This window comes from Tsukamurella sp. DT100 (assembly GCF_049844855.1).
GTDB lineage: Bacteria > Actinomycetota > Actinomycetes > Mycobacteriales > Mycobacteriaceae > Tsukamurella.
Genome location: NZ_JBNCLV010000009.1, coordinates 75,800 through 98,874, shown reverse-complemented (window position 1 = coordinate 98,874; position 23,075 = coordinate 75,800). Strand labels below are relative to the sequence as shown.

10 protein-coding genes are annotated in these 23,075 nt (G+C 74.3%); 1 reads left to right on the top strand and 9 read right to left on the bottom strand.

What is annotated here, in order from left to right:
• Positions 1-75: 75 nt before the first annotated feature.
• The 4 genes from nirD to ACLQ3K_RS20475 form a co-directional block, all read right to left on the bottom strand.
• Positions 76-483, bottom strand: coding sequence for a nitrite reductase small subunit NirD (nirD, locus tag ACLQ3K_RS20490; RefSeq protein WP_426001326.1), 408 nt, complete (start codon positions 481-483; stop codon positions 76-78).
• Positions 480-3,011, bottom strand: a complete 2,532-nt coding sequence (nirB, locus tag ACLQ3K_RS20485; RefSeq protein ID WP_336671666.1) for a nitrite reductase large subunit NirB — start codon at positions 3,009-3,011, stop codon at positions 480-482. The genes nirD and nirB overlap by 4 nt, the downstream gene beginning before the upstream one ends.
• Positions 3,012-3,137: 126 nt before the next feature.
• On the bottom strand, positions 3,138-4,820 hold the full coding sequence (locus ACLQ3K_RS20480) for an NTP transferase domain-containing protein (protein ID WP_426001325.1): 1,683 nt from the start codon (positions 4,818-4,820) through the stop codon (positions 3,138-3,140).
• Positions 4,807-8,703, bottom strand: a complete 3,897-nt coding sequence (locus ACLQ3K_RS20475) for a molybdopterin-dependent oxidoreductase (RefSeq protein WP_426001324.1) — start codon at positions 8,701-8,703, stop codon at positions 4,807-4,809. The genes ACLQ3K_RS20480 and ACLQ3K_RS20475 overlap by 14 nt, the downstream gene beginning before the upstream one ends.
• Before the next feature lie 262 nt (positions 8,704-8,965).
• On the opposite strand from ACLQ3K_RS20475, the gene ACLQ3K_RS20470 reads away from it, so the two are divergent.
• Positions 8,966-9,685, top strand: coding sequence for a hypothetical protein (locus ACLQ3K_RS20470; RefSeq protein ID WP_426001323.1), 720 nt, complete (start codon positions 8,966-8,968; stop codon positions 9,683-9,685).
• A gap of 41 nt (positions 9,686-9,726) precedes the next feature.
• Here the strand turns inward: ACLQ3K_RS20470 and ACLQ3K_RS20465 are convergent, their stop codons facing one another.
• From ACLQ3K_RS20465 to ACLQ3K_RS20445, 5 genes are read right to left on the bottom strand one after another with little or no spacing between them, the layout of a single operon-like run.
• Positions 9,727-10,665: an LLM class flavin-dependent oxidoreductase gene (locus ACLQ3K_RS20465; RefSeq protein ID WP_426001321.1), complete on the bottom strand. Its 939-nt coding sequence runs from the start codon at positions 10,663-10,665 to the stop codon at positions 9,727-9,729.
• Positions 10,666-10,684: 19 nt separating this feature from the next.
• Positions 10,685-11,560, bottom strand: coding sequence for an ABC transporter permease (locus ACLQ3K_RS20460; protein WP_426001320.1), 876 nt, complete (start codon positions 11,558-11,560; stop codon positions 10,685-10,687).
• Positions 11,557-12,969 carry an ATP-binding cassette domain-containing protein gene (locus ACLQ3K_RS20455; RefSeq protein WP_426001319.1) on the bottom strand — a complete coding sequence of 471 codons (1,413 nt, stop codon included), beginning with the start codon at positions 12,967-12,969 and terminating at the stop codon, positions 11,557-11,559. The genes ACLQ3K_RS20460 and ACLQ3K_RS20455 overlap by 4 nt, the downstream gene beginning before the upstream one ends.
• Positions 12,966-17,405, bottom strand: coding sequence for a non-ribosomal peptide synthetase (locus ACLQ3K_RS20450; RefSeq protein WP_426001318.1), 4,440 nt, complete (start codon positions 17,403-17,405; stop codon positions 12,966-12,968). Before ACLQ3K_RS20450 ends, ACLQ3K_RS20455 begins: the two co-directional genes overlap by 4 nt.
• Entirely contained in the window at positions 17,402-22,888 is a 5,487-nt protein-coding gene (locus tag ACLQ3K_RS20445; RefSeq protein ID WP_426001317.1) for a type I polyketide synthase, read from the bottom strand. Before ACLQ3K_RS20445 ends, ACLQ3K_RS20450 begins: the two co-directional genes overlap by 4 nt.
• Between the last annotated feature and the right edge of the window lie 187 nt (positions 22,889-23,075).

The window sequence follows — 23,075 nt, the reverse complement described above, 5'->3', positions numbered from 1 at the left end:
GTCGAACGGAAGGGTCGCCGGGACCTGTCATCGCCTACTCCTTCAGCTGTCAGGAGCAGAGTAGCGGTGGTGCGATCACAGAGTGCGGGGACGGGGACGGAAGCCGAAGCGCACCTCGGGCGAGTTCGCGACGAAGACGACGCCGTCGAGCGAGATCCGCGTGTCGTACACCGGGATCGAGACGCCCGGAGCGTCGAGGCAGCGGCCGTCGAGCAAGCTGAAGGCCTGCTTCTTCAGAGGCGACTGGACCACGGGGAATCCGCCCCGGTCGCCGACGATCCCGCGGGACATCACCGCCGCCCGGCCGATGGGGTCGATGTTGCCGATCGCGCGGATGCTGTCGTCCGCCAGTCGGAACAGGGCCACCTGGGCCCCGTCGGGCAACAGGACGGCGACGCCGCGCAGCGGCTCGAGGCGGGTGGCGGGGCACGCCGCCGTCCAGTCGCGGGTCCAGCGGTGCAGGTCGAAGGGTGCGGTGGTCATGCGCGGTCCTCCCTCGAGGGCATGGACGGGGTGGGGGTGCCCAGCAGGATCGGCACCTTGCGGCCGTTCTTCTCGCCGAAGTCGACGGTCGGATCGGGGGCGCCGGGGGCGTTGACGAAGGAGACGAAGCGGGCGAGCTTGTCGGGGTCGTCCAGGACGCCCTTCCACTCGCAGCCGTAGCCGTCGACGTGCCGCTCGACGGTGGCCTCGAAGTCCGCGCCCAGGCCGAGCGCGTCGTCGATGACGACCTCGCGGAGGCGGTCCATGCCGAGGTCCTCGACCCACGGCGCCGTCCGCTGCAACCGGTCGGCGGTGCGGATGTAGTACATGAGGAACCGGTCGACGTACCGGATCAGCGTCTCCCGGTCCAGGTCGCCCGCGAGGAGCTGCGCGTGCTTCGGCGTCATGCCGCCGTTGCCGCCCACGTAGAGGTTCCAGCCGGACTCGGTGGCGATCACGCCGACGTCCTTGCCGCGGGCCTCCGCGCACTCGCGGGCGCAGCCGGAGACGCCCATCTTGATCTTGTGCGGCGACCGCAGCCCGCGGTAGCGGAGCTCGAGGTCGATGGCCATCTGCACCGAGTCCTGCTGGCCGTACCGGCACCAGTCGCTGCCGACGCAGCTCTTCACGGTGCGGAGCGACTTGCCGTAGGCCTGACCGGATTCCATGCCGGCGTCCACGAGGCGCCGCCAGATCAGCGGCAGCTGGTCGACGGTGGCTCCGAACAGGTCGATCCGCTGGCCGCCGGTGATCTTGGTGTACAGCCCGAAGTCGCGGGCGATCTCGCCGATCACGATGAGCTGCTCGGCGGTGACGTCGCCGCCCGGCATGCGCGGCACCACCGAGTAGGTGCCGTTGCGCTGGATGTTCGCGAGGAAGTGGTCGTTGCTGTCCTGCAGGGACGCCTGCTCGCCGGAGTGGATGTGGTCCGAGCTGGTGGACGCGAGGATCGATGCCACCGTCGGCTTGCAGAGGTCGCAGCCCGTGCCCGACCCGAAGCGCTCGATCAGGCCCGAGAAGGTGCGGATCCCGCTCGCCTGGACCAGCTCGAAGAGTTCCGCGCGGGACTGGGTGAAGTGCTCGCACAGCGACTTCGACACTGTGACGCCCTCGGCCTCCAGCAGCTGCGAGAGCAGCGGCACGCACGAACCGCAGGACGTGCCCGCGTTCGTGCAGCCCTTGAGCTCGGCGACGGTGCACGCCCCGTCGGCGATCGCCGAACACAGCGTGCCCTTGGAGACGTCGTTGCACGAGCAGACCTGCGCCGCATCGGGGAGTGCGCCGATGCCGATGCCCGGGGAGTCGCCGCCGGCGGGCGCGATGAGCGAGACCGGGTCGCCCGGCAGCGACGACCCGACGAGCGGCCGCAGCACGCCGTACTGCGAGGCGTCGCCGACCAGGACGCCGCCGAGCAGGGTCGAGGCGTCGTCGGAGAGCACCAGCTTGGCGTAGGTGCCGCCGATCGGGTCGCTGACCACGACGTCGAGTGCGCCCGGGGTGGCGCCGTGGGCGTCGCCGAACGAGGCCACGTCGACGCCGAGGAGCTTGAGCTTGGTGGACAGATCCGCGCCGGGGAACCGGGCGTCGCCGCCGAGCAGGCGGTCGGCGACCACCTCGGCCGTCGCGTAGCCGGGGCCGACGAGGCCGTAGCAGCGGCCCTCGATCGCGGCGACCTCGCCGATCGCGAACACCGCGGGATCCGAGGTGACGCAGGACAGGTCGGTGAGGACGCCGCCGCGCTCGGCGAGGTCGAGCCCGGCCTCGCGGGCCAGCTCGTCGCGCGGGCGGACGCCCGCGGCGAAGACCACGACCGCCGCGTCCACGACGCTCTCGTCCTTGAGCGTCACCGCCAGCCCGTGCTGGCCGGGGGCGATGTCGGTGGTGCCGGACGAGAGGGTGATGTCGATGCCGAGGTCGCCGATCATCCGCGCCAGGTGCTCGCCGCCGCCGGTGTCGACCTGCTGCGGCATCAGCCGCGGGTTGACCTCCACCACGTGCGGCCGCAGGCCCAGCGTGCGGAGGGCGTTCGCGGCCTCCAGGCCGAGCAGGCCGCCGCCGACCACCATGCCGACGGGCTCCGCCGAGCGGGCGAGCGCCGCGTCGGCGTCGGCGCGGATCGCGTCCAGGTCGTCGAGGGTGCGGTAGACGTGGCATCCCGGCAGGTCGTGGCCGGGTACCGGCGGCACGAAGGCGTACGAGCCGGTCGCGAGGACCAGGGCGTCGTAGGAGACGGGGCCGTCGGCCGTCGTCACCGTTCGCGCGGCCCGGTCGATGCCGGTCACCCGCGCCCCGAGCCGCAGCTCGACCAGCGGATCGCCGGCGTAGTCGTTGCCCGCGAGCGCCAGTTCGGAGCGGTCCCACGTGCCGACGTAGGACGACAGCCCCACCCGGTCGTAGGCGCCGTCGGCCTCCTCGCCCAGGACGACGATCCGCCAGGCCCCCGCCTCGTCGCGGGCGCGCAGCGCCTCCACGAACCTGTGCCCGACCATGCCGTGACCCACCACGACGACGGTGCGCTGGGTGACCATGGACCTCTCCTCTCGTCGGAAACCGTTGGCACCGAATGTAAGGAGGTGGTGTTGCGGGGTTGTGCCGCCGTGTTGCCCGTCGATCACGCCTTCCTCACGGAGAGCGTCGCGCGGTCGTGAGGAGGGTCAGGCCAGGCGTTCGACGAGGTCGCCGGGCTGCGCCAGCGGGGGCACCAGCGCGATGCCGCGGCGCCCGGCGGCGTCGCGGAGGTGCGGCGTCGCCACCGTGGCGGGCAGGCGCCACCGTCCGGCCCCGTCGGGCTCGACGGGCAGCATGCGCCACCGGTCGTCGGGGTTGGGATCGGCGAGGGCGAGCAGTTCCGCGGCCGGCGGGGTCTCGCGCAGCAGCGCCGCACGCAGCGGCCGCGCGAGGAGCGCGGCCCCGAGCAGAGCCGCCATCGGGTTTCCGCCCAGGCCGAGCACGATCGGGCCGTCCGGCACCGTCGCCACGAGGAGGGAGCCGCCGGGGCGCACGTCCACCCCGTCGACCAGCAGCGTCGCGCCGGCCTCGGCGAGGGCGCCCCGCAGCCGGTCCGCGGCGCCGCGGCCGGTGGCGCCGATGACGGCGACGACGTCGGCACCGTCGGGGAGGAGGGCGGCGCGGAAGGAGGCGGGCGCGTCCGGCAGGTGGGGTCCCCGGAGCACGCGCGCGCCCGAGGCCTCGAAGACCGCGGCGACGGGGCCCCAGGCCGTCTCGGGGAGGCCCGCGCGGCCCGCGGCCCCGACCTCGTCGCCGGAGGTGTGCAGGCGGATCCGCAGGGGTCCGCGGGCGGCGATCGCGGTCACGCCGGCGGCGGTGGCCAGCGAGACCAGCGCCGGGTCGATCGCGGCGCCGGCCGGAGCCAGCGTCGCGCCGTCCGGCCACGCGGATCCGGCCGGGCGGACGTCGTTGCGGGCGGCATCGGTGCAGTTCAGGGCCGGCCCGTCGGTGACGATCTCCTCGTCGCGGATCACCCGGTCGGCGCCCGCAGGCAGGCGCGCGCCGGTGGCGATTCGTACCGCGGTGCCGGGTTCCAGCGGCGGGGCGGCGTGCCCCGCGAGCGCGGCGCCGTCGACGGGGCGCCAGGGCGGCGGGCCCGCCACCGCCCAGCCGTCCATCGCGGACTGGTCGAACGGCGGGAACGGTGCGGCCGCCACGAGCGCCTCCGCGAGCGCGGCACCCGGCACCGGCGGGCCGCCGGCCGCCGGGAGCGCGGGGAGGGCGGTCCGCAGGAGGCGGCGGATCGCGAGGGGAGACTTCTCGGCGCGCGCCAGGTCCTCGGGGGTGTCGGCGTCCTCGAGCGGGAGGCGCAACCGGGCCGCGTCGGGCGGGAGGATCGCGCGGACGGGGGCGTTCTCGGTGCTGCCGATCCCGGCGAGCGCGGCGCGGAGGGCGGCGGCGTCCCACACCGCCAGCAGGTACTGGGGGTGCCCGTGCGGGTCCTCGGCGAGCGCGACCGGCGCCGCGGTCTCGGCGCGGAGCGCGGCGAGGCGGGCCAGGGTCGACGGTTCCACCTCGGGCAGGTCCGCAGCGAGCACCGCGACCGTCCGCGCCGTCGCGGGAACGGCGGCGAGCCCCGCGGCGATGGCGGCGAGGGGACCACCGCCGGGCGGGTCCTCGCGGACCACGACGACGTGCTCCGGCACGGCGCGCGGCGGTCCCACCACGACCACGGCCGCCTCGCCGGCAGCAGCGATCGCGGCGTCGAGCAACCGGCGGCCGCCGACCACGAGCTCGGGCTTGTCGAGCCCGAGGCGACGGGCTGCGCCACCGGCCACGACGACGGCCGCGTCACAGGACGCGGCCGGGTCGTGGTCAGTAGACGTCACGCACGTATCTCCGTTCGGCGGACAGCGCCGCCAGGTAGGCGTCCGCGCTGCGCGGGGCCATGTGGCCGTGTTCGGCGACGATACCGCGCAGGGCCTCGTCCACGTCGCGGGCCATGTGCGCCGCATCGCCGCACACGTAGAGGTGCGCGCCGGCGCGGATCCATTCCCACAGTTCGGCGGCGTGCTCGCGCATCCGGTCCTGTACGTACACCTTCCGGTCGGAGTCCCGGGAGAAGGCGGTGTCGAGCCGGGTGAGCACCCCGTCCGCGGCGAGGCCGTCGAGCTCCGCGCGGTAGTAGAAGTCGGTGGCCTCGTGCTGCTCGCCGAAGAACAGCCAGTTCGGCCCCGTCGCGCCGCTGCGCGCCCGGTCGTGCAGGAAGCCGCGGAAGGGCGCGATGCCCGTGCCCGGGCCGATCATGATCGCCGGCGCGTCGGCGTCCTCCGGCGGCAGGAAGCCGCGGGTCGGCTGGACGAAGACGTCCACCTCTCCGTCGGCGTCGAGGCCGGCGAGGTGCGTCGAGCAGGCGCCGCCGCGGCGCCTGCCGTCGTGGTCGAAGCCGACGACGGAGACGGTGATCGAGACCCGGTCGGCGTCCTCGCGGGGACTCGAGGAGATCGAGTACAGCCGCGGCGTGAGCGGCCGTAGCAGCGCCTCCCACTCCTCCGGTTCCGCCTGCACCGGGTGCTCGGCGAGCAGGTCGAGCAGCTGGCGGCCCCAGGTCCACGAGGCGAATGTCGTGGGCTCGTCGAGGACCCCGCGCAGCTCGTCGCCCACCTCGCAACGGTCCGCGACGAAGCGCAGCAGCTCGGGGGTGATCCGGGTGAGGTCCTTGCGGTCCAGGCCGGGGCAGTCGCGGTGGACGCCGGTGCGGGCGCAGAACTCCTCGATGACGGCGCCCGAGTTCACCGGCCAGATTCCCAGGGCGTCGCCGGCGCGGTAGGTGAGTGCGTCGGACGGGAGCGCGAAGGTGAAGCGGCGCACGTCCTTCGCCGAACCGTCGCCGGAGAGCCGCTCGGATTCCAGCAGGCGGGTGCGTAACGGATGGGTGCGGGAGTGGCCGGTCGGCTCCGGTGCCGCAGGCTGCGGCGGCGCGGCCTCCGGATCCAGCGCGGACACCACCGCGCCGAGCCAGGCGGCGGCGGTCTCGGCGTAGTCGGGCTCGCAGGAGGCGCGCGGGGCGAGCCGGGCGCCCCCGAGGTGCTCGAGCCGGGCGTCCAGCTTGCGGGCGAAGCCGCAGAAGTCGGCGTACGAGGGGTCGCCGAAGCCGAGGACGGAGAACCGCAGGCCGCCCAGGTCGCCGGGCTCCGCCCCGGCCAGCGCGTCCCACAGCGCGACGCCGTTGTCGGGGGCCTCGCCGTCGCCGGTCGTGGCGACCAGGAACAACACGGTTCCCGTCAGCTGTGCGGGCGAGACCTGTTCGGCGCCGAGGACCCTCGCCGTCATGCCCGCGCCGTCCAGCGCTGCGGCGCAGTCCGTCGCGTAGGCCTCGGCCGTGCCCGTCTGCGACGCCCAGACGACGGTCACCGTCGCCGCCGGGGCCTGCGGGGCGCCGCCGAACACGCCCGCCAGGACACCCTCGAGCCAGGCCCGCGCGATCGGGGCGAGCGGGGCGTCGCCGGGCACCGTCGGCACCCCGGACGGGGGCGCGGCGCTCAGGCCCGTGAGCAGGCCGCCGAGGTAGCCCGACGCCTCCGCGGTCAGTTCGCCGGGGCCCGAGGCGTACGGCGCGAGCGCCGCGGCGAGCGGGGACGCCGGCGCCTCGACGGGGGCGGGCGGGTCCGCCGGGACGGGCGTGAGCGCGACGGCGCTCACCTTGAACTCGGGCTGCAGCGATTCGGGGTCGACGGCGTCGTTGGTCACCGCGTTCACGGCCACATCCTCTCCGAAGGTGTCGGCGAAGTGCATGGGGGCGAAGCAGACTCCCGGCCGGACGGCGTCGTCGACGGCCACCGGCAGGGTCGCCCCGCCGCGCCGGCTGGAGACCCGCACCCGCGCGCCGTCGGCGAGACCGAGCCGGTGGGCGTCCTCCGGGTTGAGCTGGAGGAACGGCGCGGGGTTGAGTCGATTGAGCTTGGCGACACGGCCGGTCTTGGTCATGGTGTGCCACTGGTGCGCGAGGCGACCGGTGGTGAGGATCAGCGGGTACTCGTCGTCCGGCAGCTCCGCGGGCGGCAGGTACGGGCGGGGGAGGAAGCGCGCGCGGCCCGTCGGGGTCGCGAACCGTAGGCCCCGGTCCTCGTCGAGGTAGCGGATCGGGTTCCGGTCGGGCCCGCCCGGCGCGGCGGGCCACTGCACGGGGCCCTGCGCGAGGCGTGCGTGGTCGACGCCGCGCACGTCCCAGCCGGTGCGGGGATTGTGGAAGGCCTTGAGCTCCTCGAAGACCGCCGCGGCGTCGGGATAGTCGAAGTCGGCGCCGTGACCGAGCTCGGCGGCGATCAGGCAGATCAGCTTCCAATCGGGGAGCGCGTCGCCGGGCGGCGCAGTCGCGGCGGCGGTGCGGGTGAGGGAGCGCTCCGAGTTGACCATCACGCCGTCGGTCTCGGCCCAGAGCGCGGCGGGCAGCACGATGTCGGCGTAGGCGGACGTCTCGGTGGCGGTGTAGGCGTCCTGCACGACCACCAGCTCCGCCGAGCGAAGGGCGTCGATCACGGTGGACCGGTTGGCCATCGACGCCGCCGGGTTGCTGCAGATGATCCACGCGGCCTTGATGTTCCCGGCCGCCAGCTCCCGGTACATCTCGACGGTGCCCTGGCCGGCGTCGGCCCGGATCGTGCCCTCCGGCAGGCCCCACAGGGCCTCGGTGCTGGCGCGGTCGCCGCCGTCGAGCACGGATCGCTGGCCGGGCAGGCCCGGCCCCATGTAACCCATCTCGCGGCCGCCCATCGCGTTCGGCTGGCCCGTGAGGCTGAACGGGCCCGAGCCGGTGCGGCAGATCGCGCCGGTGGCCAGGTGCAGGTTGCAGAGCGCGATGGTGTTCCAGGTGCCGTGGGTGGACTGGTTCAGGCCCATGGTCCACAGACTGGTCCAGTTCGCGGCGCCGCCGATGAGCTCGGCCGCGCGCTCGATGTCGGCCGCGTCGAGTCCGGTGATCTCGGCGACGCGATCCACCGGATAGTCCTCGAGGAAGGCGGGCATGGCGTCCCAGCCCTCTGTGTGCGCGTCGACGAACTCCCGGTCCACGGCGCCGCGGTCGACGAGCAATGCGAGCAGGCCGTTGAGCAGCGCGAGGTCGGTGCCGGGGCGGATCGGCAGGTGCAGGTCGGCCTTCACCGCGGTCGCGGTGCGCCGCGGGTCGACCACGATCAGCTTCGCGCCCGCCTTGACCCGGTCCATCATGCGCAGGAACAGGATCGGGTGGCAGTCGGCCATGTTGGCGCCGGTGACGAGGAAGACGTCGGCGTGGTCGAGATCGTCGTAGCTGCCGGGCGGCCCGTCGGAGCCGAGGGACTGCTTGTAGCCCGTTCCCGCGCTCGCCATGCACAGCCGGGAGTTGGACTCGATCCACTTCGTGCGCAGGAAGCCCTTCGCCAGCTTGGTCGCGAGGTACTGCGCCTCCAGCGTCATCTGCCCGCTCACGTACAGGGCGATCGCGTCGGGCCCGTGCGCGTCCCGGATCTCCCGCAGGCGCCGTCCGGTCGCCGCGATCGCCTCCGCGAGCTCGACGGTGCCGCGGTCGGCGTCGCGGTCCGCACGCACCTCCGCGCGGGTCTGCCGGCCACCGGCGGCGAGCAGGTCGACGGTGGTGGTGCCCTTGGTGCACAGCCGCCCGCGATTCGCGGGGTGGTGCTTCGTGCCGACCGAGCCGGTGACGGCGCCGTCGCGCACCTGCAGGGTGAGGCCGCAGCCCACCCCGCAGTACCCGCACACCGTCTCCACATCCATGCCGCCCACGGTGCCCGCGCGGTGTTTCCGGGTTCGGGCCGCATTGTTACGGCGACGTGACCTGGTGCGCGCCGCACCGCGGCGACCGGCGTGAGGCGGGGTGGCGGGACGGCGCGCGGCGTTCGTGCGCTCCGACGGCACCCGTCCGCCGCCGGCGGATCGAGTAGCGCGGTGCCGGAGAACGAGTAGTCCGTCACGCTATCGGAGTCCACCGCCGCGGCGGTTGACTCGGCGGATCAGCAGCCCGGCCGAAGGAGACATCATGAGTACTCGGACAACCAGGAGCGATCGTCCGCGCGGTACGCGGCACCTCGGTGCGGCGGTGGCCTGGGGTGCCGTCGTGTGCGGCGTCCTCGCCGTTCCCGCCCCCGCCGCAGCCGTGCCGGTCGGCGGCGATCAGGTGCTGTGCGCGGTGGGGCAGCCGTGCATCGACAACCTGTACCAGACAGGGACCACGATCGTGGTCGAGTGGCGGGGCGATCAGGAGTGGGACGGGTACAACTTCCGGTGGAGCCGCCCGGGCCGAGCGGAGACGCAGCACGCCGTGGCCGGGGGCCGCCGCGGTAGCTTCCGGATCACCACCGTGAACCCGGGCGTCACGTACACCGTGAAGGTCCAGGGCTGCGAGACCCACGTCCTGAGCAGTTCGACGTGCTCGCCCTGGGAGGAGGCGTCGATCACCGCCCGACCGAACCTGCCGTACGGCCCGGACACCTGCAAACAGAGCTTCGTCTGGCGCGAGGCCCGTGCCTCCGATCACGTCTGCGTGACGCCGCCCACCCGGACCGCGACGGCCGAGGAGAATCGGCTCGCGGCATCCCGCCGGCAGCCGGGCGGCGGGGCGTACGGGCCGAACACCTGCAAGCAGGGTTTCGTCTGGCGGGAGGCGTACGACGGCGACGTGGTGTGCGTGACCCCCGCCTCGCGCAGCCGGGCCCATGCGGACAACGCCGCGGCATCGAGCCGCCGGGTACTGGGATGACCCGCGGGGACCGCGCGACCGGTCCTCGCTGAGGAGCCCCGTCAGCCGAGCAGGGGGAGCACCTCGGCGTGCAGCCGCTCGAGCTGCTCGCGGTCCGCGGCGACGTCGACGCCCATGGGGTTGAGCAGGACGGTCTGCGCGCCCGCGTCGACGACCTCGGCGATCCCGGTGGCGACCTGTTCCGGCGTCCCGGTCACGGCGACATCGCCGAACCGGGTCGCCAGCGCGCCGTAGATCCGGAACAGGCCCTCGTCCGCCGCGCGGCGCGCGCGGGCGGGATCGTCGTCGATGGCCAGGTAGACCCGCTTGCCGATCCGGAACCCGTCGGCGTCCCGTCCGTGCCGCGCCAGTTCGTCTCGGACGGTGCCCACCGCCCCGCGGAAGTGCGTCGTGGTGGACGATCCCGCGCCCAGGAAGCCGTCCCCGAGCCGGACGGCCCGGGCGAGCGCCTTCGGGGCGCCGCCGCCGAACCACAGCGGTGGATGCGGGCGCTGCACCGGCTTGAGCGGGATCGACACCCCGTCGACCTGACGGAAGCGCCCGTCGAAGGTCACCGTCGGACCGTCCGCCCACGCGGCTTTCATGAGTTCGACGCCCTCGGTGTACGAGGCGATGAAGCTCTCGCGGGCGACGCCGAACGCGGCGAACGGGCGGAAGTCGCCGCCCGAGCCGAGCCCCAGGTCGAGACGCCCGTGGCTGAGCCTGTCGACGGACGTGGCCGCGGCCGCGAGCTGCAGCGGATCGTGCAGCGAGGACACGATCACCCCCACCCCGAGGCGCAGCCGGTTGGTGTACGCCGCGGCCCAGGACAGCAGTTCCAGGGGCGCGAGCATCGCCGCGCCGCCCACCGTCTGCTCCGACGTCCACGCGCCCTCGAAGCCGAGTTCCTCGGCCCGGATCAGGTAGTCGCGGACGCCGGCGGCGTCGAAGGCGCCGTCGAGGATCTGCGGGATCGAGACGGAGAAGCTCGCGGGGCTCATGGGGCCAGGCTACGACCGCTCACCCGATCCTGCGGCCGATGCGCCAGGCGCCGAGCAGGACGAAGACGACGAACAGCGCCGCGAAGAGCACCCAGATCGCCCAGGCCGGCACCTGCGCGGACGCGATGTACGGCAGGAGGCCGTACTCCGCTTCGACCGTCGCGCGGGCAGGCTCGGAGGATCCGACGAGCGCGTCGAGGGGGCCGCGGGTGAACGGCCCGCGCATCAGGGTCGCCGCCTGGTTCAGAGGCAGGACGCTCATGAAGGTCACGACGCCGCTCGGCAGGGCGCCGACGGTGATGTAGGCGCCCGCGAGGAAGCCGCCCGCCGTGCCGACGATCGTCGCGACCGAGGTGAACACGCCCGCCGATCCGATGAACGTGACCACCAGGCTCCAGATCGCGGAGAACAGCAGGCAGAAGCCGACCAGCTGCGCCAGGGCCTGCGCGAACGCGCCCGCCGACAGCGCCGCCGAGTGGACGACGCCGAGGTAGACGTCCGCGAGCACGAACACCGTGGTGCTCAGGGCCGTCGACACCACGAACGCACCGAGCAGGTAGCTCAGGATCATCTGGAACCGGCTGATCGGCGAGACCAGGAAGTCGCGGAAGACGTTGCCCACCCGGTCGTTCACGAACACCACCAGCGCCGACAGGCTGGTCGTGGCCGTGGTGATCATCACCAGGTTGGCGATCACCCAGGAGTAGACGAAGGCGTCGACGTCGTCGGCGTTCGCGGTGGGCAGGGACTTCTGCAGCGCATCGGTCTGCACACCGCCGAGGAAGGCGGAGAACAGCACGAACAGGATGATCGGCGAGAGCAGGGAGAAGAACACCGCCGCAGGGTCGCGGAAGAAGACGACGACGTTGCGCCGGGTCAGGTTCGCGAGTGTCATCGCGCACCTCCCCGGGTGATGGCCAGGAAGACGTCGTCCATCGTGCCGTGCCGGAACTCGAAATCGGCGATCTCGGCGTCGAAGTCGCGCAGGAGGGCCCTGGCCTCGTCGCTGGACTCGACGGCGATCCTCCGCTCGCTGCCGTTGCTCCGTGCGCGCGGCCCGAACCGCTGGTCGAAGCGCCGCGGGTCCCGCAGCGTGACCCGCAACTCGTCCTTCGCGTGAGCGCTCCGCAGCTCCGTCGGCGTTCCCGCCGTGACGATCCGGCCGTGATCGATGATCGCGATCCGGTCGGCGCGCTCCGCCTCCTCCATGTAGTGCGTGGTGAGGAAGACGGTCAGCCGCAGCCGCTTCTGCAGGTCGAGGATCGTCGACCACACGCGGTCGCGCGAGTCCGGGTCCAGGCCCGTCGTCGGCTCGTCGAGGAACAGGATGCGGGGCTGGTGGATCAGGGCGCGCGCGATGTCGGCGCGCCGCTTCTGCCCGCCCGACAGCGCCTTGTACCTGCGGGTGAGGAACTCCTCCAGCCCGAGCAGAGACGACAGCCCGGCGATCCGCTCCTTGGTCGTCTTCGCGTCGATGCCGTAGAAGGTCGCCCGCAGTGCCAGGTTCTCCCGGACGGACAACACCGGATCCAGCAGGGACTCCTGGAAGACGACGCCGATGGCGCGGCGGATGTCGAGGTCCTGCTTGCCCACCTCCAGGCCCGCGACGTGGATCGAGCCGGACGACACGGACTTCAGCGTGGTGATGCAGCTGATCGTCGTCGACTTGCCGGCGCCGTTGGTGCCGAGGAAAGCGAACGTGCTGCCGCCCGCCACGTCGAAGGAGACGCCGTCGACCGCGCGCACGTCGCCGTAGCTCTTGACCAGGTTCCGGACGCTGATGACCGGCGGAGCACCGGGTCCGGCGCCGGGCGCCGCGCGGCCGGCGGGCGCGGGCCGCCCCGGGCCGGGCGGGTGCGCGGGTGTGGACGGTCGCGCGGGCGGAACCGTCGGGCGGAGGGGCGGCTGCGGGATCGACGCCCGGTCGGCCGGAGCGGACTGGGCAGGCGGGGCCGACGGAGCCGGCGTGGCGGACGGTGCGGCAGCGGGCGCCGGGGCCGACGGCACGGGCGGGGCGGACGAGCCGACGGCCGTCGGTCTGGCGGTGGTGGCCACCGCCGGGCGCGCCTGTTGCGGCGGGTCGGCGGGCGGTGACACGCGCGCCGCCGGGCGTGCGGGCCCGGAGAGGAGCGGTCGCGCCACGGTCGGTATGGGCCGGGACGCGGACACCGCCGGGCGGGACGCTCTCATCCGCCCGGTGGGCAGCGTCGGCGGGTTGGCGGGCGGCACCGGTGTGCGGCGGCGCCGCTCGCGGAGCGTCGTGGTCGTCCGCTCCACGGAGGCGCGGGAGGTGGAATCGGTCATGACGCCGCGCTCTCCGGGAGATCCAGGGACGACGGCGCCGGAAGGTACCCGCAGTCGATGAACCACTCGAAGTAGCGTCGCAGCAGCGCGCCGTCGATCGGCGGGCAGGCGATGCCGGTGCCGGCCAGGCCCTCCCGCACGTTCGCGTCGTCGAAGGTCGCATCGGGCATGTTGTCCAGCGGCGTCGCCGAGAGGAACGGCGCCAGCGCGGCGGCCGTCTCGTCGCCCTCGCGCTCGGCGAGGTCCGCGGCGCGCTCGCACCACTGGCCGAACGGCAGTTCCTCGCCGGCGTAACCGAAGTCGGACATCCACCGGACCAGGTCCGGCACCGCGACCGTCTTCGACGAGACGACGTGGAACGTGCGCCCGGCGAGGTGCTGCTGCCGCGCCAGGCGCGCGATCGCGCCGACCACGTAGTCGACGGGGGTGATGTCGGTCGACATGTCCATCGTCGGCGCCGCGCCCAGGGCGACACCGAGCCGGATCGTCTGCCACAGGAAGTCCGACAGCTGGCACGCCCCGGTGCGGCTGTGGCCCGCGACGCGGCCCGTGCGGTAGACGAACGTCGGCACGCCCCGTGAACGGGCCTCGAAGACGAGCTGCTCGCCCACCCACTTGGACTGGGTGTAGCCGAACGTGAAGCGCGGGTCCTGGACCGGGCTGCGGTCGTCCTCGGCGAAGACGGTGTCCTGCGGGTACGAGAACCGCGAGAAGACGTACGTCGTCGACACGAAGTGCACGGGCTTGACGGGGCCGTCGCACGCGAGCGCGAGCACCTGCACCGTGCCGTCGACGTTCGCGGACTTCAGCGTCGGATAGGGCCGAAGGAAGTTCACGTCGGCGCCGCAGTGCATGATCCCGTCCGCGGTGGCGGCCAGCTCCGTCCAGGCGGCGTCGTCGAGGCCGAGCCGGGGGCGCGTCAGATCGCCCGGCACCGCGACGATCCGGGCGGCGTAGGCGTCGCGCCAGATCCCGTAGTCGCGCATCGTCCTCCGGATCCGGTCGAACCCCTCATCGGGCGAGCCGGCGCGGACCAGGCAGTGCATGGTGGCCGACGAGGTGTCCAACAGCTCCGCGAGGAGGAACGCACCGACGAAGCCCGTCGCGCCCGTGACGAACAGGTTCCGCGGGTCGGTGACGTCGCGCACCGGCGCACCCGGCGCGGGCCGGATGTGCTCGGGCAGAACGACCTCGTCGGCGAGCACCAGAGTGCTTTCGAAGCCCGCGCCGCCCTGCTCGAGGATCGCGGCCAGCCGTTCGATGGTGAGCTCGCCCGCGAACAGGGCGGGCAGGGGCACCACCCGGCCGAGCTTCTCCCGTACCCGGAAGACCAGTTTCGTCGCGAGGAGCGAGTGGCCGCCGAGGAGGAAGAAGTCGTCGCGGACGCCGGGCGCCGCCTGCAACGACAGCAGGTCGGTCCAGATCGCGGTGAGGTCGCGCTCCAGGTCGGTGCGGGCGGCGACGTACTCGGTGCCGCTCGCGGCGGCCAGGGCCACGGGTGCACCGCCGGCGGCGGCGAGGGCCTTGCGGTCGATCTTGCGGTTCGGCGTCAGCGGGAAGGCGTCGACGACGGCGAACGCGCTCGGCACCATGTACGGCGGCAGCGTCTCCCGCAGGCTCGCGAGCAGGGCGCCGGTGTCGCCCAGTCGTTCCGCCGGGCATTCGAGGTAGGCGGTGATCGCGGCACCGGCCGCGTCCACGGCGGCGATCGCGCGGACGCCGGGCAGCGCGGTCTCGAGGGCGCTCTCGATCTCGCCCAGCTCGACGCGGAAGCCGCGCACCTTGACCTGGGTGTCGATCCGGCCGCCGAACTCGATCCGTCCGTCGCGGAACCGGCGCACCAGGTCGCCCGTCCGGTAGGCGCGGACGGGCTCCGACCCGGCCAGCGTCACGAAGCGGTCGGCGGTGAGCTCGGGGCGCGCGTGGTAGCCGAGGGTGACGCCGTCGCCGATGATGCACAGCTCGCCGAACACCCCGTCGGGGACGGGGGCGGCGGTGGCGTCCGCGACCACGATGTCGGTGCCGCGGATCGGGTGGCCGATCGGGATCGCACCCGCGGCGACGTCGGCCTCGGTGACCCGGTGCACCGTCGACCAGATGGTGGTCTCGGTGGGGCCGTACATGTTCCACAGCTCGTCGGCGCAGGCGAGGAGCCGGCCCGCGAGCACGGCGGGCATCGCCTCCCCGCCGCACAGCGCCCGCAGCCCGCGGGTGCCGGACCAGCCGGCGTCGAGCAGCAGGTGCCACGTGGTGGGGGTGGCCTGCATGACCGTGACCGCGTGCTCGTCGAGCAGCGCCGCGAGCCGGTCGCCGTCGCGCGCGTCGTCGCCGTCGGCGATGACGACCCGCGCCCCGGTGGCGAGCGGGAGCAGCAGCTCGAGGATCGCGATGTCGAAGGACGGGCTGGTCACGGCCAGCAGCGTGTCCGACGCTGCCATGCCCGGCTCGGCGCGCATCGCCTCGAGGAAGGTGACGACGTTGCGGTGCGAGACCCGCACGCCCTTCGGGCGCCCCGTGGAGCCGGAGGTGTACAGCATGTACGCGGTCCGGGTCGCGGGGTCCTCCGTCGACGGGGCCGGGGCCGGCCCGGCGGCGGGCGCATCGGTAGCGTCGATCCACGGGAGGTTCAGGCCCGGCACCTCGGCCAGGTTCTCGGCCGTGGTGATCAGCGCGGGGATGCCCGCGTCGGCGCAGATGAATTCGAGGCGCTCCGCCGGATAGGCGGGGTCGAGCGGCACGAAGGAGTAGCCGGCCCGGAGCGTCGCGAGCATGGCGACGATGACCTCCGCCGACCGCGGGAGGAGCAGGCCCACCGGCGTCTGCGGCGGCGCATCGAGCCGCTCGGCGATCCGGGCGGCGAGCCGCTCGACCCGGGCGTCCAACTCGGCGTACGTGATCCGCTCCGCGCCGGCGACGATCGCGGTGCGGTCGGCGGAACCGCGTGCCGCGGCGAGCACGTACTCGTCGAGCGCGGGGGTGGCGGGCTGCGGGGCGGTCAGGTCGGCCGGGACCGGGACGGTCGAGAGCGGCAACGTCGAGATCTCGGTTGCCGTAGGGGATCCGGGCGCGGTCACCGCCTCGAGCACCGCGACGACGGAGTCGATCAGCGCGTCGGCGGTCTCCTGGTCGAACAGGTCCGCCGCGACGTCGAGCGTGCCGGTCATCGTGGTGGGCGTGGTGGTGACGTTCAGCAGCACGTCGAACTTGGCGCAGCCGTTGTACAGGTCGCGCAGCTGCATCTCGGGCGCGCTGCGGTCCTCCTGCATGTTGAGTATCGCCTGGAACAGCGGCGGGCGCGCGGGGTCGCGGCCGAGATCGAGCGCCGAGAGCACGCGGTCGAAGCGTGCGTCCTGATGCGTGAAGCCCTCGCGCACGGTGGCGTTCACCTGCGCGAGCAGGCCCTTGACCGTCTCGCCCGGTTCGAGCGCGACGGGCAGCGCGAGCGTGTTGAGGAACGGGCCGATCACCTGCTCCGAGCCCGGCTGGGAGCGCTGTGCGACGGGAACGCCGACGACGACGCCGTCCTGCGCGGACCAGCGGCCCAGGACCACCGCGTACGCGCCGAGCACCGTCACGAAGGGGGTGACGCCGTGCTCGGCGCTGAACGTGCGGATCGTCGCGGCCTGCTCGGTGGTGAGCGCGAACTCGGTCCGCCGCCCGCGGTAGGCCTGGCGGGCCGGGCGGGGGCGGTCCGTCGGGAGGGTCAGCGCGGTCGGCGCACCGTCGAGCCGCTCGGTCCAGTAGGCGATGTCCGCGGCGTCGGCGTCCGCCTCCGCGCGCTCCCGCTCCCAGAGCGCCACGTCGGCGTACTGGAACGGGACCTCGGGGAGTTGCTGCAGCCGGCCGACGAGCCGGCCCGTGGCGAGCCGGCCCAGCTCGGCGAAGAGGATGCCGGTGGAGTAGCCGTCGGCCACCATGTGGTGCAGCGTGACCTGCACCCACGTGCCGCCGGAGGCGCTGCGCGCGAGGGTCGCCCGCAGCAGCGGCTCGCGGGCGATGTCGAACGGGGTCCGTGCGTCGTCGCGGAACCGGTCCCACATCCGCTCGTCGTCGACACCGTCGAGGAACCCGACCTCGGGCCGCTCGGCGGGTGCGATCCGGGCGACCGGCTCGCCGTCCTCCATGCCGAACCGCGTGCGCAGCACCGGGTGCCGCGCGATCACCTCGGCCAGGCAGTCGGTGAAGACGTCGAGGGGGACGTCGATCGGCAGCCGAGCGACGCCGGACATGACGTGCATGGTCGTGCCGGGGTGGAACTGCTCCAGGAACCACATGTTCTCCTGTGTGGCCGAGAGCCGCACGGCGTCGCCCTCGCGCACGCGGCGCGTGATCGGCGCCGCGGCGGGCGCGGCCGACGGCGCCTTCCCGAGCCGGGCCAGGAGGGCGCGGCGCTGGGCGGGACTGAGCGCCGCCAGGCGGTCTTCGATCTCGGTCATCGGGGGCCTCCGGCGTTGGGTTCGGTGGTCTCGGACTGGGCGAGCAGGGCGGCGACGGCCTCGTCGTCCAGGTCCGCGAGCAGGGACGCGAGGTCGTCGACCTCGGCGTCGGGTTCGACGTCGCCCGAGGAGAAGTCGAGGGTCGCGAGCAGCTCGGCGGCGATCGTCGCCACCGTCGCGCCGTCGAGGAGGAAGGCGATCGACGGGGCGGCGCGGAACTGCTGCTCCACGCGGATCCGCAGCTCGGTGGCGAGCATCGAGTCCACGCCCAGGCGGCCGAGCGGCTCGTCGTCGGGGATGTGCTCCTCCGCCATCCGCAGCACGCGGGACACGGTGAGCCGCACCCCGTCCGCGGCGATCGGCGCGCGGTCGTCCGCCGCGGCGGAGCCGAGCCGGTCGAGGATCGACTCGCCGTCTCCCTCCGCGTCTCCCTCCGTCCGGCCCAGGTGGGCGACGAGGGTCGGGGTGAGCGCGTAGCTCTCGATCACGGTGGGCCAGTGCGCGGACACCACGCCCTGCTGCACCTCGCCGGAGCCGAGCAGCTCCGCGAGGAGGTCCATGCCCGTCGCGGGGTCGATGAGGTCGATCCCGCGCTGCCCGTACAGGTCGCGGAGGCCGAGACTGGCGATCATCCCGGCGTCCCACGGGCCCCAGTTGATCGACAGCGCCGGCAGGCCCTGCGCCCGGCGGTAGTGGGCCAGCGCGTCCAGGAAGGCGTTGCCGGCGGCGTAGTTGCCCTGGCCCGGCGACGGAATGACCGCCGAGATCGACGAGAAGAGGGCGAAGAAGTCGAGCGGCTCGCCGGCCGTCGCCTCGTGCAGGGCCCAGGCGCCCAGCACCTTGGGCCGCACGACGCGCTCGACCTGCTCCTGCGTCATCCGGACCAGGATCTGGTCGTCCACCGCGCCGGCGGAGTGGATCACGCCCCGCAGTGCGGGCGCGCCGCCCGACCGGAGCCGCGACAGGCACGCGGTGAGGGCGTCGGTGTCCGTCACGTCCACGGCGACGACGTGGACGGTCGCGCCCGCCGCCTCCGCCGCGCGGACCGCGACGACGGCGTCGCGCTGCGCGGGATCGGTGAGGTCGTCCCAGGTCTCCCGCGCCGGGAGGCCCGAACGACTGGTCACGATCAGGTGGCCCGCGCCGCGCTCCGCGAGGGCGACGAGCACCAGCCTGCCGAGCGCGCCGAGGCCGCCCGTGACGAGGTAGGCCCCGTCGGGGCGCATCCGTGCGGGGATCCGGCCGCCGGAGCGGGCCGACGGGTACAGGCGCGCGACCAACCGCGCGCCGCCGCGGAAGGACACCTGGTCCTCGTCGCTGCCGGTGACGGTGAGCTCGTCGAACAGCAGGGCGGCACTGGCGTCCCGGTCCTGCGGATCGAGGTCCACCAGGCGGGCCTGCAGCCCGCTCAGCTCGTGGTGCAGGACCCGGCCGACGCCGAGCAGCGTGGACTGCAGCAGCCCCGCCGCGGACACGGCGCCGGCGACGGGCTGGGCGCCGTCCGTGACCAGGAAGGTCGGCGCCGCCAGGCCGCGCTGCTCGAGCTCGGCCGCGAGGTGCACCACCGAGAGGACCGCCTCGTGCGCGGTCCAGCGCAGCGGGTCGGGTGCGTCGGGCCGGGCGTCGAGCGACCAGAGGTGGACGATGCCCCGCAGGCCCGCGTCGGGGACGGTGCGGTCCAGCGCGGCGGCCAGGGCCGCGCGGTCGGCGGGCGGCAGGGCACCGTCGGCGACGGCGCCCGTGCGGAGCAGCACCGGGGTGCCGCCCGCGGCGGACAGTCGCTCGGCGAGGCCGTCGGCGACGCCGGTGCGGTCTGCGAGGAGCAGCCACACGCCCTCGGCGGAGGCGCGCTCGGCGTCGTCCGCGGGCTGCGGCTCCCAGGCCTGCTCGTACACCCAGTCGGTGCCCACGCGCTGCGGCGCCGCGGCGGCGGCGTCGTCGAGGATCCGAACGGTGAAGCCCTCCACCTCGGCGAGGACCCGGCCGTCGTCGCCGGCGAGGATCACGTCGCCGCTGATCGTGGCGGGGTCGGGCGAGGTCCGGGCGGTGGCCCGGGCGACGACGGGGCCCTCGGGCCGCCCGTGGATCACCACGCGGTCGACGCCGACGGGAATGAGTTTGGCGCCCTCCGCGCGCTGGAAGGCCAGCGGGAGCAGCAGCTGGAAGGCCGCGTCGAGGACGCTCGGCTCGAGGATCGGCGCCCGGTCCGCGACGGGCTCGGCGGAGACGGCCCGGATCCGGGCGGTCGCGGCGCCATCGCCGACGGTCACGTCGTGCAGCAGGCGGTACGCGGGCCCGTAGGCGAAGCCGGCGTCGCGGAACAGCCCGTACAGTTCGTCCTCCGGGACCGGCGCGCCCGCGATCGGGGCGGGGTCGACGCGGGGTGCGACCGACGGCGCGGGCCGCAGCGTCGCGGTCGCGTGCCGCGCCCAGCGGCCGGCGCCGGGCACCTTGCCGTGGATCGCGATCCGGCCGGAATCGGCGTCGAGGCTGGTGTCGATCAGGTACGTCCCGCCGCCGCCGTGCACCAGCGCGGTCTCGAACTCGACGCCCTGCAGGGTGCACGCGGCGGCGCCGTACTCGTCGCGCGCAACCTCCGCCGCGATCTCGAGGTAGCCGGCGCCGGGGAACAGCGTCGCGCCGTGCACCACGTGATCGGCGAGCGACCGGGGCGCGGTGCCGTCCAGCAGGCGCCGCCAGGCGGGCAGGGCACCGTCGGACCGGTTGCCGAGGTAGGGCTCGACGGTGTCCGCCAGCCGCTCCCGGCGCCCGGCGTCGCCCTCGGACCAGTACCGGCCCGTCTGCCACGGGTAGGCGGGCAGCGGCCGCATCGGGGCGCGCGGCGCGAGCGGGGAGAAGTCCACGTCGATGCCGTGGACCCACAGGTCCGCCAGCGCTGCGGCGAAGGACTCGGCGTCCTCGCCGGCGCGGCGCAGCGACGCGATCGTCGTCACCGGGCGCCCGCGGGCGGCGGCGGCCTCGGCGATCGCCCGGCCCACCACGGCCGTGGGGCCGATCTCCAGGAAGGTCACGGCATCGTCGGCGAGCATGGCGTCGGCGGCCGCGCCGAACAGCACCGGCCGGCGGATGTTGCCCCACCAGTACGCGGCGTCGTGCGGCTCGGAGCCGTCGGCCGGAACCCGAGCACCGGTCACCGTCGAGTAGAGGGGGATCGACGGTGCGCCGGGGGTGAGCCCGGCGAGGACCGTGCGGAGCTCCGCCTCGAGCGGGTCCATCGCGCTGCTGTGGTACGGGACGTCGCCGGGAACGAGGCGCGCGAAGACGCCCTCGGCGCCGAGCCGTTCCGCGAGCGACTCCAGGACGGGGAGCGCCCCGACGAGGGCCACCGACCCGGGGCTGTTGACGGCGGCGAACTCGACCTCGCCGCGCGCGACCTCGGGCAGCTCGGAGGCCGCGGCCTCGCCGAGTGCGACGGCCAGCAGCCGGCCGGTCCCGCTCGCCGTGTGCTGGAGGCGGGCGCGGTGCACGATCACGGTGATCGCGTCGTCGAATGTCAGGGCCCCGGCCTCGAGCGCGGCGGCGACCTCGCCGGCGCTGTGTCCGATGATGAGATCGGGCCGGACGCCGAACGACTCCCACAGCCGGGTCAGCGCGTACTGCACGCCGAAGTTCGCGATCTGCGCGACCACGGACTCCTGCATGCGGGACGTCGCCTCCGGAGCCAGCAGCTCGGCCGTGAGCGACCAGCCGGCGAGCGGCGCGATCGCGGCGTCGCATCGGTCGATCGCGGCGCGGAAGACGGCGTTGTGCTGCAGCAGGCCGCGCGCCATGCCCCACCACTGCGGGCCCATGCCGGTGTAGACGAAGGCGAGGGGCCGGGCGTCGGCGAGCGCGGATCCCGTCCGCACGGCCTGGTGCGGGACGCCCTCCGCGGCGGCGTGCAGCGCGTCCGCGGTCGTGGCGGCGTCCGCGGCGATCACCGCGAGGCGCGCGGCGCGGTGGGCGCTGCGCCGGTGGCTGAGCGCTCCGGCCAGCAGCGCTGCGCCCTCGGTCGCCGCGAGTCCGGCGTAGGCGCCCGCGAGCTGCGCGAGGGCGTCCTCGCCTCGCGCCGCGAGGGGCAGTACGACGGCGATCCCGTCGCGCACGACGTCCTCGGCGGGCGCGGCGGGCGCGTCGGCGGTGGGGGCGGACTCGAGGATCGCGTGCGCGTTGGTGCCGCCGAAGCCGAAGGAGTTCACGCCCGCGCGCAGGGGCCCGTCGGGGCGGAGCGGCGTCGGTTCGGTGGCGATCCGGATCCGCAGCCGGTCGAGGTCGATGGCGGGGTTGAGCGCGTCGAGGTGCAGGTGCCGCGGCACGCGCCGGTGACCGAGCGCGAGGGCGGACTTGATGAAGCCCACGACGCCCGCGGCGGCCTCGAGGTGCCCCAGGTTCGTCTTGACCGAGCCGATCACCAGCGGGCGGTCCGCCGGCCGGTCGGCGCCGTAGATCTCGCCGATCGCGGTGGCCTCGATCGGATCGCCGACCGGGGTGCCCGTGCCGTGCGCCTCCACGTAGTCGACGGAGTCCGCGGCGACGCCCGCGCGGGCGAGCGCGGCCTCGATGGCGCGCTTCTGGCTGTCGCCGTTGGGCACGGTGATGCCGTTCGTGCGCCCGTCCTGGCTGACGGCGGTGCCGAGCACCGTCGCGTAGACCCGGTCGCCGTCGGCGCGGGCCTGCGCGAGCGGCTTGAGCACGACGAGGGCGGCGCCCTCGCCGCGGACGTAGCCGTTGGCCGCCGCGTCGAACGCCCGCGACGTGCTGGTGGGGGAGAGGAAGCCGCCCGTGGACGCGGCGATGGTGAAGTTCGGGCTGAGCATCAGGTTGACGCCGCCGGCGAGGGCGAGCTCGCTCTCGCCGTTCCAGATCGACTGGCACGCGAGGTGGATCGCGACCAGCGACGACGAGCACGCCGTGTCGACGGACATGCTGGGTCCGAGCAGGTCGAAGGCGTGCGAGATGCGGTTGGACAGCATCGTCATCACGACGCCGGTCGCGGTGTGCGCGGCGACCGTCGGCGGTTCCGCGGCGGACGTGGAGAAGTGCATCTGGCTGTAGTCGAGGGTGAAGCCCCCGGTGAAGACCGAGGTCTGCGAGCGCTCGAGGTCCTCGGCGCGCAGCCCGGCGTCCTCGATCGATTCCCACGCGACCTCGAGCAGGAGCCGCTGCTGCGGGTCCATCGAGCTCGCCTCGACCGGGGAGATCCCGAAGAACACCGGATCGAACTCGTCCACCGGGTCGGTCAGGAAGCCGCCGCGTCGCACCCGGCTCTTGCCCGGCGTGCGCTCGGACTCGTAGTACCGGTCCGTGCTCCACCGGTCGGCGGGGATGTCGACGATCGCGTCGCGCCCCTCGTCGAGCAGCTTCCAGAAGTCGTCGGCGGAGCGCACACCGCCCGGCAGGCGGCATCCGATGCCGACGACGGCGATCGGCTCGCGGTGCGCCGGTTCTCCGCACACCCGGGTTGCACTTACCTCATCCCTCACGACGAATCCCCTATCCCCTGTGGACGATTGCGGTCCGACGGTCGCTCCCCAGCGACCGTGCTCCTACTGTCTCGTTCGGTCCTTAAGGCCCGCTTGTTACGGGCCAGTCGCCGCGGGGGAGCCGCTTGGAGCGGTCGCGGATCGCGGCGCGGAGCCGAGACCTGCGCCGTCCGTTCGCCTCGTCATC

What these genes read in the sequence shown, in the direction of transcription:
- nirD (WP_426001326.1), bottom strand. Translation starts at nt 483, where the DNA reads ATGACCACCGCACCCTTCGACCTGCACCGCTGGACCCGCGACTGGACG.
- nirB (WP_336671666.1), bottom strand. Translation starts at nt 3,011, where the DNA reads ATGGTCACCCAGCGCACCGTCGTCGTGGTGGGTCACGGCATGGTCGGG.
- ACLQ3K_RS20475 (WP_426001324.1), bottom strand. Translation starts at nt 8,703, where the DNA reads ATGGATGTGGAGACGGTGTGCGGGTACTGCGGGGTGGGCTGCGGCCTC.
- ACLQ3K_RS20470 (WP_426001323.1), top strand. Translation starts at nt 8,966, where the DNA reads ATGAGTACTCGGACAACCAGGAGCGATCGTCCGCGCGGTACGCGGCAC.
- ACLQ3K_RS20465 (WP_426001321.1), bottom strand. Translation starts at nt 10,665, where the DNA reads ATGAGCCCCGCGAGCTTCTCCGTCTCGATCCCGCAGATCCTCGACGGC.
- ACLQ3K_RS20460 (WP_426001320.1), bottom strand. Translation starts at nt 11,560, where the DNA reads ATGACACTCGCGAACCTGACCCGGCGCAACGTCGTCGTCTTCTTCCGC.
- ACLQ3K_RS20455 (WP_426001319.1), bottom strand. Translation starts at nt 12,969, where the DNA reads ATGACCGATTCCACCTCCCGCGCCTCCGTGGAGCGGACGACCACGACG.
- ACLQ3K_RS20450 (WP_426001318.1), bottom strand. Translation starts at nt 17,405, where the DNA reads ATGACCGAGATCGAAGACCGCCTGGCGGCGCTCAGTCCCGCCCAGCGC.